At 68.9% G+C, this 14,542-nt stretch carries 13 protein-coding genes; all 13 read right to left on the reverse strand.

Features of this window, described 5'->3' with window-relative positions; genetic code table 11:
• Positions 1 to 10: 10 nt before the first annotated feature.
• Positions 11 to 712 carry a ribonuclease HII gene (locus NA3_RS05690; RefSeq protein WP_258562318.1) on the reverse strand — a complete coding sequence of 234 codons (702 nt, stop codon included), beginning with the start codon at positions 710 to 712 and terminating at the stop codon, positions 11 to 13.
• A gap of 111 nt (positions 713 to 823) precedes the next feature.
• Complete coding sequence (gene lepB / locus NA3_RS05695; protein ID WP_227995008.1) at positions 824 to 1,660, reverse strand: signal peptidase I; 837 nt, start codon at positions 1,658 to 1,660, stop codon at positions 824 to 826.
• A gap of 144 nt (positions 1,661 to 1,804) precedes the next feature.
• Positions 1,805 to 2,146: a 50S ribosomal protein L19 gene (gene rplS, locus NA3_RS05700; RefSeq protein ID WP_030513071.1), complete on the reverse strand. Its 342-nt coding sequence runs from the start codon at positions 2,144 to 2,146 to the stop codon at positions 1,805 to 1,807.
• A gap of 176 nt (positions 2,147 to 2,322) precedes the next feature.
• A complete protein-coding gene (locus tag NA3_RS05705) occupies positions 2,323 to 3,288 on the reverse strand; it encodes a hypothetical protein (protein WP_084491248.1) in 966 nt (321 codons plus the stop codon).
• A gap of 142 nt (positions 3,289 to 3,430) precedes the next feature.
• A complete protein-coding gene (locus NA3_RS05710; RefSeq protein ID WP_176580257.1) occupies positions 3,431 to 5,884 on the reverse strand; it encodes a Tex family protein in 2,454 nt (817 codons plus the stop codon).
• Positions 5,885 to 6,151: 267 nt separating this feature from the next.
• Positions 6,152 to 6,835 (reverse strand): tRNA (guanosine(37)-N1)-methyltransferase TrmD, encoded by a 684-nt coding sequence (gene trmD, locus NA3_RS05715; protein WP_062962891.1) that lies wholly within the window; start codon positions 6,833 to 6,835, stop codon positions 6,152 to 6,154.
• 44 nt (positions 6,836 to 6,879) lie between these two features.
• Positions 6,880 to 7,419, reverse strand: a complete 540-nt coding sequence (gene rimM, locus NA3_RS05720) for a ribosome maturation factor RimM (RefSeq protein ID WP_062962500.1) — start codon at positions 7,417 to 7,419, stop codon at positions 6,880 to 6,882.
• On the reverse strand, positions 7,420 to 7,662 hold the full coding sequence (locus NA3_RS05725) for an RNA-binding protein (RefSeq protein WP_036503663.1): 243 nt from the start codon (positions 7,660 to 7,662) through the stop codon (positions 7,420 to 7,422).
• An 81-nt stretch (positions 7,663 to 7,743) separates the two neighbouring features.
• The gene (gene rpsP, locus NA3_RS05730; RefSeq protein ID WP_062962501.1) at positions 7,744 to 8,184 is read right to left on the reverse strand and encodes a 30S ribosomal protein S16; all 441 of its coding nucleotides are present in this window, start codon (positions 8,182 to 8,184) and stop codon (positions 7,744 to 7,746) included.
• A 356-nt stretch (positions 8,185 to 8,540) separates the two neighbouring features.
• A complete protein-coding gene (locus tag NA3_RS05735) occupies positions 8,541 to 9,635 on the reverse strand; it encodes an amidohydrolase family protein (protein ID WP_062962892.1) in 1,095 nt (364 codons plus the stop codon).
• A 145-nt stretch (positions 9,636 to 9,780) separates the two neighbouring features.
• Complete coding sequence (gene ffh, locus NA3_RS05740) at positions 9,781 to 11,364, reverse strand: signal recognition particle protein (protein WP_062962502.1); 1,584 nt, start codon at positions 11,362 to 11,364, stop codon at positions 9,781 to 9,783.
• A gap of 134 nt (positions 11,365 to 11,498) precedes the next feature.
• Positions 11,499 to 11,810 carry a hypothetical protein gene (locus NA3_RS05745; protein WP_036503669.1) on the reverse strand — a complete coding sequence of 104 codons (312 nt, stop codon included), beginning with the start codon at positions 11,808 to 11,810 and terminating at the stop codon, positions 11,499 to 11,501.
• Positions 11,811 to 12,026: 216 nt separating this feature from the next.
• Positions 12,027 to 14,465 (reverse strand): [protein-PII] uridylyltransferase, encoded by a 2,439-nt coding sequence (locus NA3_RS05750; protein ID WP_062962503.1) that lies wholly within the window; start codon positions 14,463 to 14,465, stop codon positions 12,027 to 12,029.
• Positions 14,466 to 14,542 lie beyond the last annotated feature (77 nt).

A 14,542-nucleotide genomic window follows, 5' to 3' on the forward strand; every position in this document is an offset into this window, starting at 1 on the left:
GTAGGTCACATCATCCCGCATGGGCCGGATCGACAGCCACCCGCCCGGTCTCCCCGGCCTCGGTACCCCGGACGTTGCGCCACGACCGGCGGTGCTCGTCACTGGGCCCGAGCCGCTCCAGCGCCGCCAGATGCTCGGGCGTGTTGTAGCCCTTGTGCGCGGCGAATCCGTATCCGGGCAGGTCACGATCCATCTCGACCATGATTCGGTCGCGTGTGACCTTGGCGAGGATGCTGGCCGCGGCGATACAGGCCGCCGCCGCGTCGCCGCCGATCACCGGCAGCGACGGCACGCTGATACCCGGCACCCGGAAGCCGTCGGTGAGCACGTAGCCGGGCCGCACGTCCAAACCCGCTACCGCCCGGCGCATGCCCTCGATATTGGCGACATGGATGCCGATCGCGTCGATCTCCCAGGCGGGAATCACCACGACCTTCCAGGCCAACGCGCGGCGCACGATCACCGGATACAACTGCTCGCGCACGGCCTCGGTCAGCTTCTTCGAATCGTCCAGTCCCGCAAGGGAATCGTAGGCCTTCGGCGCGAGCAGACAGGCCGCGACCACGAGGGGACCGGCGCAGCATCCCCGCCCCGCCTCGTCGACACCCGCGACGGGCCCGAGGCCGCTGCGGATCAGTGCCGCTTCCAGCGTGCGCAGACCACCGGCCCGCCGCATCACCACTCGCGGCGGCCAATCTCCCGTGCGAACCACCGGCCGGATGATCTTGCCGCCCTTACCGTTGCGCGTCGTGCGTCGCGATGTCTCCGCCACTGCACCTACCGTTCGACTATCCCGTGACTCGATTATCTCGCGCCGCGCGCCTCAGTTCGTCTGCGGATTCTGTGATCGGACCGGCCCGATCCGGCTCGGCGGCCAGATCTTGAACACCGCTTTACCGCGCACAGCGTCGACCGGCACGGTGCCGGAGTACTCGTCGTCGACATGGGCGCGCGAATCCGCGGATTCGTTGCGGTTGTCACCCATCACCCACAGATTGCCCTCGGGCACCTTGACCGGACCGAATTCCCGGCCGCGCGGGTCGATCGACAGCCCGCCGGCCACCTTGGTCGCATAGGGCAGCCCCGGCTGATAGGGGTAGATGTAGTGCGCATACGGCTCGTCGAGTGGTTTGCCGTCGACCATCACCCGGCCCTGCGCATCGCAGCACTGCACGGTCTGGCCGCCGGTCGCGATCACCCGCTTGACCAGGTCGTTCTCATCCGGCGGCACCAGTCCGAAGAACGAGAAGAAGTTCTGCACGCCGCGCACGACGACGTTGCTGGAGCGGTTGGAGTGGTAGGACTTGTTCCACGAGCCGCTCGGGCCGACGAACACCACGACGTCGCCCGGCTCGGGATGACCGAAGTCGTAGCTCAGCTTCTCGACGTAGATCCGGTCGCCCGTGCAGCCCGTGCAGCCGTGCAGAGTCGGTTCCATCGACTGCGACGGGATCACATACGGCCGGCCGATGAAATTCACCACCAGCGCCGCGATGACGGCGGCGATGACGATCAGGATCGGCAGTTCTTGCCAGAAGGGCCGCTGCTTGCGCTTGCGCCTGCCGCGCCGGCTGCGCGATCCGGACTCGCCTCTGCGTTCGCCACCGGCACGTTTGTCATCGGCTCCGGGCACCGCCACCGACTCGCTTTCGTCTGCCACGCCGAACAGGTTATCCCGCAGCCATGTTCGTCGTCGCCCCGGCGCACCCTGCGCGCCGAGAAGGCGGGCATATCCCGGCCGCGAAAAGGAAAACCCCCGGTCGCGAGGACCGGGGGCAGGCGTGAACGGGCAGAGCCCTGATGTTCAGCGCTTCTCCTTGATCTTGGCGGCCTTGCCGCGCAGATCGCGCAGGTAGTACAGCTTGGCCCGGCGGACGTCACCGCGGGTCACCACATCGATGTGGTCGATGTTGGGGCTGTGTACCGGGAAGGTGCGCTCGACACCCACGCCGAACGACACCTTGCGCACGGTGAAGGTCTCGCGGATGCCGCCACCCTGGCGGCGGATGACCGCACCCTTGAAGACCTGGATGCGCTCCTTGTTACCTTCGATAACCTTCACGTGCACGTTCACCGTGTCACCCGGGCGGAAGTCCGGGATGTCGGTGCGCAGCGACTTTTCGTCGACGAAGTCGAGGGTGTTCATTTCCGTCCTTTGGAAGTTCGCGTGAACAGAGGAACCTGGCGGCAACTGCTCGGCCGGTTCGTGCTCCGGATAGTGGGCGGTGCGCCGGGTCGAATGCGCCCAGAGCAACCTGAGCATTGTGCCAGATCAGGCCGCTGCGGGAAAAATCGCCCCCGGGTTCCGCGCCGTCCCGGCCGTCAATGTCCGGAGTGCTGCGGGTGGAACGCCGTCAGGTCGTCGTCAGCATCGGCCGGTCGCGGCGTATCCGCGGGTGGCGGCGCGTCCGCGGGACCCGGGTGGTGCGGTCCCTCGTGCATGGATGCCCGCATCGCTCTGGTCCGCAGGTGGGCGGGCGGAGCGGGGACCACGGTACGCGCCAATTCTTCCTCGGCCGCACTGCGCACATGCTCGACATCGGGTTTGCCGGCGACCAGATCCTGCACGAAGATCTTGGCCCGGATCACCGGCCGCCGGTAGCGGCGTTCGCGTACGACCGCCCGGTACATCAGGCGGCGGCGTTCGCCGTAGCGCCAGCGCGCCCACGGCGCACCCGGCCGGCTCAGCCGCAGTGCGCCCACGACCAGCAACGGCAGGAAGAACATGCCGAACAATCCGGTCCAGATCTTGCCCTTGGCGATGACGATCGCGGCCAGCACCAGATTCACCAGGGCGAAGATGCCGAGGAAACTGCGTCCCGCGACGCTGCTGTCGTGCCGGATGTCGTTGACGTCGAGCAGCCACAGCGGGTGGAAGCCGAGCAACAGCAACCCGGTGACCGCTACCGCGACGAACACCGCATCGACCGAGGTGCGCCCCTGTTCCTCCCAGTACACATCGCGCAGGTAGTAGATCAGCGCGAATTCGTCGAGCACCAGGGCCGCACCGACCCCGAACGTCGAGGCGAGCGCGGAGATGGTGCCGACTCCGCTGTTGTAGGTCGCGACCAAGCCCAGTCCCGACGCCAGCACCAGCACCACTCCGAACACCATGTGGTGAATATGCACGTTGCCGGCGCGCAGGTTGCCGGGCCACCAGCGCACCTGTTTGCGAATCATCCGCACGCTGAGCCGGATCAGCAGGAATCCGACGATGAAGCCGAGCAGGAAGCACAGCAACGGCAGGCGTCCCTCCGCGAGGATCGCGTCGTCGAACCAGCGCCGCACAGCCGTCGTCCCCTCACTCGGAACCGCGGTCGGGGTAGTGATGCCCCGCGAGGCCGATCACCGAGACCGGACCCCGCGACTCCATTGTCCCGTACCCGGCCGCCGCGGTCGGGCCGAACCCGAATGCGGCGGCCGCCGAGACCTACCGCCCGAAACCGGCGCGGCGCAGCGCATCCGCCATCGCGCCCGACGGTTCGGGCGCATTGCGACGCTGCTGGTTTCGGCCCTGCCCCTTGCCCTGGCCGCCGCCACGGTTCTGCCCACCGCGATCCTGGCCGCCGCGGCCCTGGTTGCCCTGGCCACCGCGCGGCTGACCACCCCGGTTCTGCCCACCGCGCTGGCCCGCGCCACCCTTCTCGGGTTTGCCCGCGCCGGGCTCGTCGTCCAGACGCAGGCTCAGGCCGATGCGCTGGCGGGCGACGTCGACCTCCAGCACCTTCACCTTCACCACGTCACCGGACTTCACGATCTCGCGGGGATCGCGGACGAACGAATGCGACATGGCCGAGACGTGGACCAGGCCGTCCTGATGGACACCCACATCGACGAAGGCGCCGAAGGCGGCCACGTTCGTCACCACACCTTCGAGCACCATGCCGGGTTCGAGGTCGGCGACCTTCTCCACGCCGGCGGCGAATTCGGCGGTCTTGAACTCCGGGCGCGGGTCACGGCCGGGCTTCTCGAGCTCGGCGATGATGTCGGTGACGGTCGGCACACCGAATTTCTCGTCGGTGAATTCGTCCGGCCGCAGTGCCCGCAGGGCGGAGGTGTTGCCGATCAGCCCGGGCACATCGCGTCCGGTCGCCTCCAGGATCCGGCGCACCACCGGATACGCCTCCGGGTGCACGGCCGAGGAGTCCAGCGGGTCGTCGCCGCCGCGGATGCGCAGGAAGCCCGCGCACTGTTCGAACGCCTTGGGGCCCAGCCGCGGCACCTCGAGCAGGGCGGTGCGACTGCGGAACGGCCCGTTCTGATCGCGATGCGCCACAATCGATTCCGCGACAGAGGAGGCGATGCCGGAGACGCGCGACAGCAGCGGCACGGAGGCCGTGTTGACGTCGACACCGACCGCGTTCACCGCGTCCTCGACCACCGCGCCCAGCGACCGGGCCAGCAGGGTCTCGGAGACGTCGTGCTGGTACTGGCCGACGCCGATGGACTTCGGCTCGATCTTCACCAGTTCGGCCAGCGGATCCTGCAGCCGGCGCGCGATCGAGACCGCGCCGCGCAGCGAGACGTCCAGGTCCGGCAGCTCCTGCGAGGCGTACGCGGAGGCGGAATACACCGAGGCGCCCGCTTCCGACACCACGATCTTGGTCGGCTTCCGCGCGCCGGGCGTCGCACCGATCCGCGAAATCAGTTCCGCGGCAAGGGCGTCGGTCTCCCGGGACGCGGTGCCGTTGCCGATCGCGATGAGCTCCACGTCGAACCGCGCCACCAGCGCCCCGAGCACCGCGAGCGACTTCTCCGTCTGACCCTGCGGTTTGTGCGGATAGATCGTCTCGGTGGCCACCACCTTGCCGGTGCCGTCCACCACGGCCACCTTCACGCCGGTGCGGTAGCCCGGGTCCAGCCCCATGGTGGTGCGGGTGCCGGCCGGTGCGGCGAGCAGCAGGTCACGCAGATTGGCGGCGAAGATGTCGACGGCGTCCTTCTCCGCGGACTGCCGCAACCGCATCCGGATGTCGATACCGAGGCTGACCTGCAGTTTGGTCCGCCATGCCCAGCGCACGGTGTCCAGCAACCAGGTGTCGGCGGGGCGTCCCTGGTCGGCGATGCCGAATTTGTGCGCGATCCGGCCCTCGTAGATGGTGCGCTGCCCCGGTTCCGGTTCCTCGGTGTCGGGTTCGAGCGACAGGCTCAGCACATCTTCCTTCTCGCCGCGCAGCAGCGCCAGGATGCGGTGCGAGGGCAGTTTGGCGAACGGCTCGCTGAATTCGAAGTAGTCGGCGAATTTGGCCCCGGCCTCTTCCTTACCGGTCCGGACCCGCGAGGTGACCTGTCCACGCTCCCACATCAATTCGCGCAGTTCACCGACAAGGTCGGCGTCTTCGGCGAATCGCTCCACCAGGATCGCGCGGGCACCGTCGAGCTGTTCTGCGGTGTAGCCGGACGGATCGGTGGCAGGGTCGCCGATGAGGGCGTCGGCGACCGGTTCGTGCCCGGCCTCGCGGGCGATCTGCGCCTTGGTGCGCCGCTTCGGCTTGTAGGGCAGGTAGATGTCCTCGAGGCGGGCCTTGGTCTCCGCGAGCATGATCTGCTGTTCCAGCGCGGCATCCAATTTGCCCTGCCCGCGAATGGATTCCAGGATCGAATTCCGGCGCTCGTCGAGTTCGCGCAGGTAGTGCAGCCGCTCCTCCAGTTGGCGCAGCTGCGCGTCGTCGAGCCCGCCCGTCACCTCCTTGCGGTACCGGGCGATGAACGGCACGGTCGACCCGCCGTCGAGCAGCTCTACGGCGGCACGGACCTGTTCGTCACGGACCGAGAGCTCCTCGGCGATCCGCCTGCCGACACTGGCAAGGCGGACCTTTCCAGGGGCGGCGGCTTCCGGGCCGGTGGTGGCTTCGGTGCTGACGGGTTCGGAGGCTGTCGTCACGCTGGCTGACACTACCGTCGGCCGCCGACAGCAGACCAGGTGGAGCGCCCGGTGCGCACGCAGCCGCACCCGCTGTCGGCGCATCGCGGCCGGGAATAACCGAAAACCGCCTGGCCACAGGCTCGCCGAACTCGTGAATGCGATCGAACTCGGCAATCTCGGCGAGCGCACATCCGCACCCCCTCGTGGGCGCGTCGGGCACGCGATACCGGCGACAGGGCGAATGCCACGCCGGCCGGGTGAAGTCCTGCAGCGCAGGGTGTTCGGCTACTCCGGCGGCAGCAGATCCGGGCGGCGCTCCCGGGTGCGCCGCATCGACTGCTCTCGGCGCCACGCGTCGATGCGCGCGTGATTGCCCGACAGCAGAATCTCGGGCACATCGAGTCCGCGCCAGCTCACCGGCCGGGTGTAGCTGGGGCCTTCCAGCAGCCCGTCGGAGAACGAATCCTGTTGATGGGAGGCCTGATTGCCCAGGACGCCGGGGATCAGGCGCACCACCGCCTCGGCCATCACCAGCACGGCGGCCTCCCCGCCGATCAGGACGTAATCGCCGATGCTGACCTCTTCCACCCGTACCCGGCGGGCGGCGTCGTCGAAGACGCGCTGATCGATCCCCTCGTAGCGGCCGCAGGCGAAGACCAGATGCGATTCGGTGGACCAGCGCTGGGCGGTTTCCTGGGTGAACGGCACTCCGGCCGGCGTCGGCACGACGAGCAATGCGTCGTCCGGGCACACCTCATCGAGCGCATCGCCCCAGACGGCGGGTTTCATGACCATGCCCGGCCCGCCCCCGTAGGGAGCGTCGTCGACCGACTGATGCACGTCGTGGGTCCAGCGCCGCAGATTGTACACGCCGAGTTGAACTATGCCCTTCTCGATCGCCTTGCCCAGCAACGCGGTCCGTAGCGGCTCGAGATATTCGGGGAAGATGGTGACGACGTCGATGCGCAGAGCTGACGAGCGCTGCGCGGGCTCGTCGGCTCCGATGCCCATCACTACTCCTCGTCCAGCAGACCTTCGGGTGGGTCGATCACGATCAGGCCCTCGGCGATCGACACGGTCGGCACGATCGCGGTCACGAAGGGCACCAGAATCTCACGACCGGCACGCCCGCCGGCGCCCGCGCCGGCCCGGATGGACAGCAATTCGCCTGCGGCCGAATGCAATACCTCGGTCACGGTGCCGATCTCGGTCCCGTCCGCGAGCCGCACGCTCAAACCTTCGAGTTCGTGATCGTAGAACTCGTCGGGGTCCTCCGACGGCGGAAGGTCGGCCGTATCGACGAGAAAGAGGGTGCCGCGCAACGCATCCGCGGCGGTACGGTCGCCGACACCCTCGAGACGAACGAGAAGCCGGCCCGAATGCTCTCGGGCCGACTCCACCGTGAAAATGTCCACCGCCTCGCTTCTCGGCGCCCGGCCACGCAGGCGGGCGCCGGGAGCGAAGCGGAGTTCGGGTTCGTCGGTACGTACCTCGACCACGAGTTCGCCACGCACACCGTGCGATTTGGCGACCCGCCCGACTACCAGTTCCATCTACTGATCGGTATCGACCACGTCGACCCGGATACCCCGGCCACCGATACCGGCGACCAGGGTGCGCAGCGCGGTCGCGGTACGACCGCCGCGGCCGATCACCTTGCCCAGATCGTCGGGGTGGACGTGGACCTCGACGGTGCGTCCCCGCCGGCTGGTGATCAGATCGACGCGCACGTCGTCCGGATTGGCGACGATGCCGCGCACCAGGTGCTCGACGGCATCGGCGACGACCGCACTCATGCCTCCACCTCGCTGGCGCTCGGTTCCGGCATGACTGCGGTGGCAGCTGTGCCGTCGGTTCGCTCGCTGCGCTCGCTCACGTTACTCGGCAGCCTCGGTCGCGGCCTCGGCCTCACCCTCGCCCTCGGCGGCCTTGGACTTCTTCTTCTTGGGGGTGACGGCCTCGGCGACCGGCTCGCTGTCGGCGGCGGCCAGGGCGGCGTTGAACAGGTCCAGCTTGCTCGGCTTGGCGGCCTTGACCTTCAGGGTGCCCTCGGCGCCCGGCAGGCCCTTGAACTTCTGCCAGTCGCCGGTGATCTCCAGCAGACGCTTGACCGGCTCGGTCGGCTGCGCGCCGACTCCCAGCCAGTACTGCACGCGCTCGGAGTCGACCTCGATCAGCGAGGGCTCTTCCTTCGGGTGGTACTTGCCGACGTTCTCGATGGCGCGGCCGTCGCGGCGGGTGCGGGCATCGGCGACGACGATGCGGTACTGGGGGTTGCGGATCTTGCCCAGACGGGTCAGCTTGATCTTGACAGCCATGGCTGTATCAATGCCTTTCGATGGCGGCCGCCCGAGGGCAGCCTGAGTGGTCACGGCGCAATTCAGCAGCCCGCACGGGGGTGCGGACCCGGTTTTGCGTTGAGTGTGTGACCGCCGCGCGGTACGTAACCGGAGACGGGCTGACACTGTCCCCGAATACGGAACCGCGAGCGGGTCGCGGTCTTCGACGAGGACGGTCGTTCATTGTGCCAGACGCGCCCGCACCCGGAGAAATCGCCCCGGACCCGGCGGGCCGGGCCGCCGCGCGCACGGGGCTCGAGCGGCCGGGCCGGCCGCGGACCGCGGCCATGGCTGGTGAACAGCGCGTTTGCCGGGCCCATCGCCGCCCTGACGACCTACCTGTGTCCAGTGACCGGGTCGCGCCTCGGGTAGACCCGCCCGCGCAATACGACGAAGGCGGGTGCGTCGAGCGCCGCACGGCTCCCCCTGGGATCGGTGCGGTAGACGACGAAATCGGCTGGTGCGCCGTCCTCGATTCCCGGTCGGCCGAGCCACTCGCGCGCCCGCCACGATGCCGCGGCCAGCGCCTCGTGGCGCGAGAGCCCCGCCCCGGCCAGCGCGTCGATCTCGTCGGCGATGCGGCCGTGCCGGATCGAACCGCCGGCGTCGGTGCCGGTGTAGATCGGCACCCCCGCCGCGTGGGCGTCGGCGACGGTGTGGCGGACCCGGCGGTGCAGATCGCGCATATGGGCGGCGTAGACCGGGAATTTGGTCGCACTGTCGGCGATATCGGGGAAGGTGTCGATATTCACCAGGGTGGGCACCAGCGCGGTGCCGTGTTCGGCCATCATCTCGATGGTGTCGGCGGTGAGTCCGGTGCCGTGCTCGAGACAGTCGATTCCGGCGTTGATGAGGCCGGGCAGCGCGTCTTCGCCGAAGACGTGCGCGGTGACGCGGGCGCCCTCCCGGTGCGCGGCGTCGATGGCCTCCTTCAGGATCGCGTCGCTCCACAGCGGCCGCAGATCACCGGCGGAGCGATCGATCCAGTCACCGACGATCTTGACCCAGCCGTCGCCGAAACGAGCCTGCTCGGCGACGATATCGGGCAGGTCGCGCTCGTCGTCCAGTTCGATGCCCAGTTCGCGGATATACCGCTTGGGCCGGGCGATGTGGCGACCGGCCCGGATGATCTTCGGCAGTTCGTGGTGGTCGTCGATGAAGCGGGTGTCGATGGGCGATCCGGCATCGCGCAGCAGCAGGGCCCCCGTATCGCGTTCCACCTCGGCCTGCGCGATCGCGCCCTCCCGATCCTCGTGCCCGCCGCCGTAACGAATGCCGACATGGCAGTGGGCATCGACCAGCCCGGGCACGATCCACCCTGTGTCACACAGGGTTTCGGCGTCGAGCACCGGCTCGTACGAGATCACCCCGTCGCGAACCCACAGATCGCGCACCTCGTCGTCGGGAAGAACCACCCCGCGCAGATGCATCCGCATACCGCCTCCTGACCACGTCGCGAACCCGGTCTCGCCGTCGATGCCAACCTACCGCCGCCCCTCCGCGGTATCGGTTCCGGCACTACACCCCGGATACCCGAAACGGGCGGCGCCTTGCGACGCCGCCCGTTTCGGATGTTCAGTTCTTGGGGAACTTCAACTTGCTCAGATCGAATCCCTCCAGGCCCGGCGGCAACTCGTCCAGCCCCGCGGGCATATTCGACAGATCCGGCATCCCCGCGGCGGGCATCCCCGGCATTCCGCCCGGCATACCCGGCATCCCCGGGAACCCTCCGCGCATACCCTTCGGCGGGGTCGGACCGCGTCCGCCCTTCTTGCCCTTCTTACCCTTCTTACCCTTGGCGTTGCGGCGCGCTCCCGGCAGACCCATCTGCCGGCCCATCGCGGCCATCATCTTGCGGGCCTCGAAGAAGCGGTCGACCAGTTGGTTCACATCGGAGACGGTGACGCCGGAACCGTTGGCGATGCGCAGGCGGCGCGAGGCGTTGATGATCTTGGGGTTGGCGCGCTCGGCGGGGGTCATACCGCGGATGATGGCCTGCACCCGGTCGAGTTGTTTGTCGTCGACCTGGGCCAGTACATCCTTCATCTGACCGGCGCCCGGCAGCATGCCGAGCAGGTTGCCGATCGGGCCCATCTTGCGGATGGCGAGCATCTGGTCGAGGAAATCCTCGAGGGTGAGTTCGCCGGAGCCGATCTTGCGGGCGGCCTCCTCGGCCTGCTGCTGGTCGTAGACCTGTTCGGCCTGTTCGATCAGGGTGAGCAGATCGCCCATGCCGAGGATGCGGCTCGACATGCGGTCGGGGTGGAAGACGTCGAAGTCCTCGAGCTTCTCACCGGTGGAGGCGAACAGGATCGGGGCGCCGGTGACCTCACGAACCGACAGCGCGGCGCCACCGCGGGCGTCACCGTCGAGCTTGGTGAGCACGACACCGGTGAAACCGACACCGTCGCGGAAGGCCTCGGCGGTGCTGACCGCGTCCTGGCCGATCATGGCGTCGAGGACGAACAGCGTCTCGTCCGGGTGCACCGCGTCGCGGATGCCGGCGGCCTGGCGCATCAGCTCCTCGTCGATACCGAGGCGGCCCGCGGTGTCGACGATGACGATGTCGTAGTGCTTCTGCTCGGCTTCCTCGACACCGGCCTCGGCGACGCGGATCGGGTCGGCGGCGGTGACGCCCAGGGCGTTGTCGCCGCCGCCGATCGACGTGCCGGGATGCGGGGCGAACACCGGCACGCCGGCTCGCTCGCCGACCACCTGCAGCTGGGTGACGGCGCCCGGGCGCTGCAGGTCACATGCCACCAGCAGCGGCGTATGCCCTTGGCCCTTCAGCCATTTCGCGAGCTTGCCCGCGAGTGTGGTCTTACCGGCACCCTGCAGACCGGCGAGCATGACGACCGTGGGCGGGTTCTTCGCGAACTGCAGGCGCCGGGTCTCGCCACCGAGGATGCCGATCAGTTCCTCGTTGACGATCTTCACGACCTGCTGCGCGGGATTCAGCGCCGCCGATACCTCGGCGCCCTTGGCGCGTTCCTTGACGCGGGCGATGAACTGCCGCACGACCGGCAGCGCCACGTCGGCCTCGAGCAGGGCCAGCCGGATCTCGCGCGCGGTCGCGTCGATATCGGCCGGCGACAGACGCCCCTTGCCACGCAGATCCTTCAGGGCACCGGTCAACCGGTCGGAAAGGGATTCGAACACCGATCGCGCTCCTGGTCTCGTCGAGGGACGTCACTCGGGTTACCAGGGTACGGGCAACTCCGCGATCGGTGGATTCGCCCTAGTCGAAGCCCTGTCACACGGGCCCGTCGCCGGACCCGTCACCGGGGCTGCGGTCAGGACAGCGCGCTGTGCCGCGGCCGCGGGGCCCGGCTGAAGTCGTGCTGTTCGTAGGCCACCAGATAGACCGCCTCGCGGCCGGTCAGCCCCAGTGGCAGTGCCATGGCGTCCAGGGTCGCCCAGTCGGAGTCACCTGGGGTGCCGTCGACGAGCGCGCCGGCCAGTTTCATAGCCGCCACCGCCTGACCGCCGGTCAGCGTCCGGCCCGGAAGCCAGGACACCACCCAGTGGTCGCCGCCGACACAGCGAGCGATGTGGTGGGTCGAATCGCTGGTGATCATGGATGAGGACACGACTTCGTTTGCCATCGACCTGCTCCCCTCAACGCACCCAACTCGCCGGACAGGTACAGCAACAGGTACAGCAACAGCTCGAACAGCTTGCGATCACGATCAACTTCACGATCTACACCGATCGTAGAGTGGCAGACATCACATCCAGCAGAGGTTGCCGCAACGATCTGGTTACCGCATTACGGACCAATCGACCAGGTTGTCCCGATAACCGGCAGGAGGTTGGTAAACCTAACCGGCATCGGCGGCGGTGTCCGTTTCGCTCGGTTTCTTCGGCTCCGGATGCGGGACGACCCCCAGCAGCGCCGCCTCGATGGCACGACGTCGCTGCGGGGTGTCGTCCTCGCCCAGACCGAGGCCGAACGAGTCGACCACCACCGAGCCCATCGTGTCCGCCTTGGCCCACCGCACATCCGCGCCGTGGGCGGCCAAGGCCGCGGCCAAGCGGCTGAGCAGGCCGATGCGGTCCTCGGCACGCAGTTCCAGCACCACCTCACCGGGCCGGTCGGCCTCGATCCAGATGACCCTCGGCTGCGCCTGGGCGTACCGGCTGGTTCGCGCCGTCGCCTCGCGCTCCTTGTCCGCCAGCACGGAGGCCAGCTTCAGATCGCCGTTGATCGCGCGGATCAACTCCTGGCGCAGCAGGCCGGCCTCGGGCGGATTGCCGAAGGTCGGTGTGACCACGAAGGTGTCGATCGCGGTGTCGCCGGAGGCGGCCAGGGTCGCGGAGAGCACCCGCAGGGAATGCAGCGCGAGCACCCCGGCCGCCTCCGAGAGCAGGCCCGGAGTATCGGGCGCCACGACCGTGACGAGGTGGATGTAGCGTCCGTCGCCCGGAGTCAGTTCCACGTGCACACCACCGGCCGCGGCCTTGTCCAGCACGGCGGCGTCGACCACCGTCGGCGTCGGCGAAACCCGTTGCGGCACGGGCTCTCCCGCCATGGCGGCGTGGCCGCGGCGCACCAGTTCCCCGATCAGGGAAGCCTTCCACTCCCCCCACACGCCCGGACCGGTCGCCAGCGAATCGGCCTCGGCGAGGGTGTGCAGCAGATCGAGCAGCTGCCGGTCACCGCCCAGCGCGTCGACCACCCGAGCCGCCGTCGCCGGATCGGCGAGATCGCGCCGGGTCGCGGTTTCGGGCAGCAGCAGATGATGCCGCACGATCGTCGCCAGGCTGTGCACATCGTCGGGCCACAGGCCCAGCCGATGACCGATCCGGTCGGCCAGCTCGGCACCCACCACGCTGTGATCCTCGGTGCGGCCCTTGCCGATATCGTGCAGCAACGCTCCGAGCAGCAGCAGATCCGGCCGGGCGACCCGGGTGCTCAGCGCACTGGCGTAGGCGACGGTTTCGACCAGGTGGCGGTCGACGGTCCAGGTGTGCACGGCATCGCGGGGCGGCAGATCGCGCACCGCTCCCCATTCCGGAAAGAGTCTGCCCCACAAGCCCGTTCGATCCAGGGCCTCGACGGCGTCGATGGTGTTGCGACCGGCGCCCAGCAGCACGAGCAGATCGTTGAGCGCCTCGCGCGGCCACGGCTCGCGTAGTTCGGGAGCATCCTCCGAGAGGCGGTTGAGGGTGGTCGCCGACATCGGCAGGCCGGTGCGCGCCGAGGCGGCGGCGACCCGCAGGATCAGGCCGGGATCGCGCTGCGGCCGTGCGTCGCGGGCCAGCACCACCTCACCGGCGTGTTCGACCACACCCTCGTCGAGCGGGCGGCGCACGGGCAGGCGCCGCAATCGGGCCAGACCACGGCGCGGCAGCGCGTTGGCGGCGGTGCGCAGGCCGACGTCGACCGAGTAGACGACCGTGCGCGCGGCGTCGCTGAGCGTGCGCGCCAGATCGAATCGATCGCCGATGCGCAGCGCGGCGCCGATTTCGTCCGCGTCCTGGGCGCGCAGCTGATCACGGGAACGCCCGGCCACCCGATGCAGTTCGGTCCGCACGTCGAGCAGCCGGCGATGAGCCGCCTCGAGACCTCCGCCGGGAACGTCGGGGCCCAGCCCGGGCATCGCGTCGGTCAGCTGGGCGATGGCCAGCGCGTCGAGCAGCTGGATATCGCGCAACCCGCCGCGGCCGTTCTTGAGGTCGGGTTCGGCCCGGTGCGCGATCTCGCCGTTGCGCTTCCATCGCACGTGGGTCTGTTCCACCAATTCACCGAAGCGGGAACGGATTCCGGTGCGCCATTCCCGGCGCACGCCGCCGATGAGCAGATTGCTCAACTCCGCGTCGCCGACGATATGGCGGGCATCGAGCATGCCGAGCACGGCGGTGAGATCGTCGGCGGCCACCCGCAGCGCCTGCGGCACGGTCCGCACGCTGTGATCGAGTTTGATGTGGGCGTCCCACAGCGGATACCAGAGCCGGTCTGCCACCTCGGCGACCCTCGCGGGGTCGACATCGTCGTGCAGCAGCATCAGATCCAGATCGGAATACGGCAGCATCTCGCGCCGTCCCAGTCCGCCGACCGCCACCACGGCCAGCCCGCTGTCGGCGGTGATGCCCAACTCCGCCCCCTTCGTGGTCAACCACAGCTCGTGCAGGTCGACCAGCGCCTGTCGCAGCGCTTCGGCGCTCAGTCGCGGCCGCCGGGGGTCACCCCCGTCGAGCAGTTGATCTCGTGCGGCCACCAGATCCTTGGCGCCCTGGGACAATTCGTCTGCACTCATACCCGCAACCACCGCCCGTTCATGCGGGCAGCCCCGTTCCCGGCCGGTGCCAGGGAGCGGGGCTGCCCGAATCCTTC

Source organism: Nocardia africana NBRC 100379, from assembly GCF_001612635.1.
Lineage (GTDB): Bacteria > Actinomycetota > Actinomycetes > Mycobacteriales > Mycobacteriaceae > Nocardia > Nocardia africana.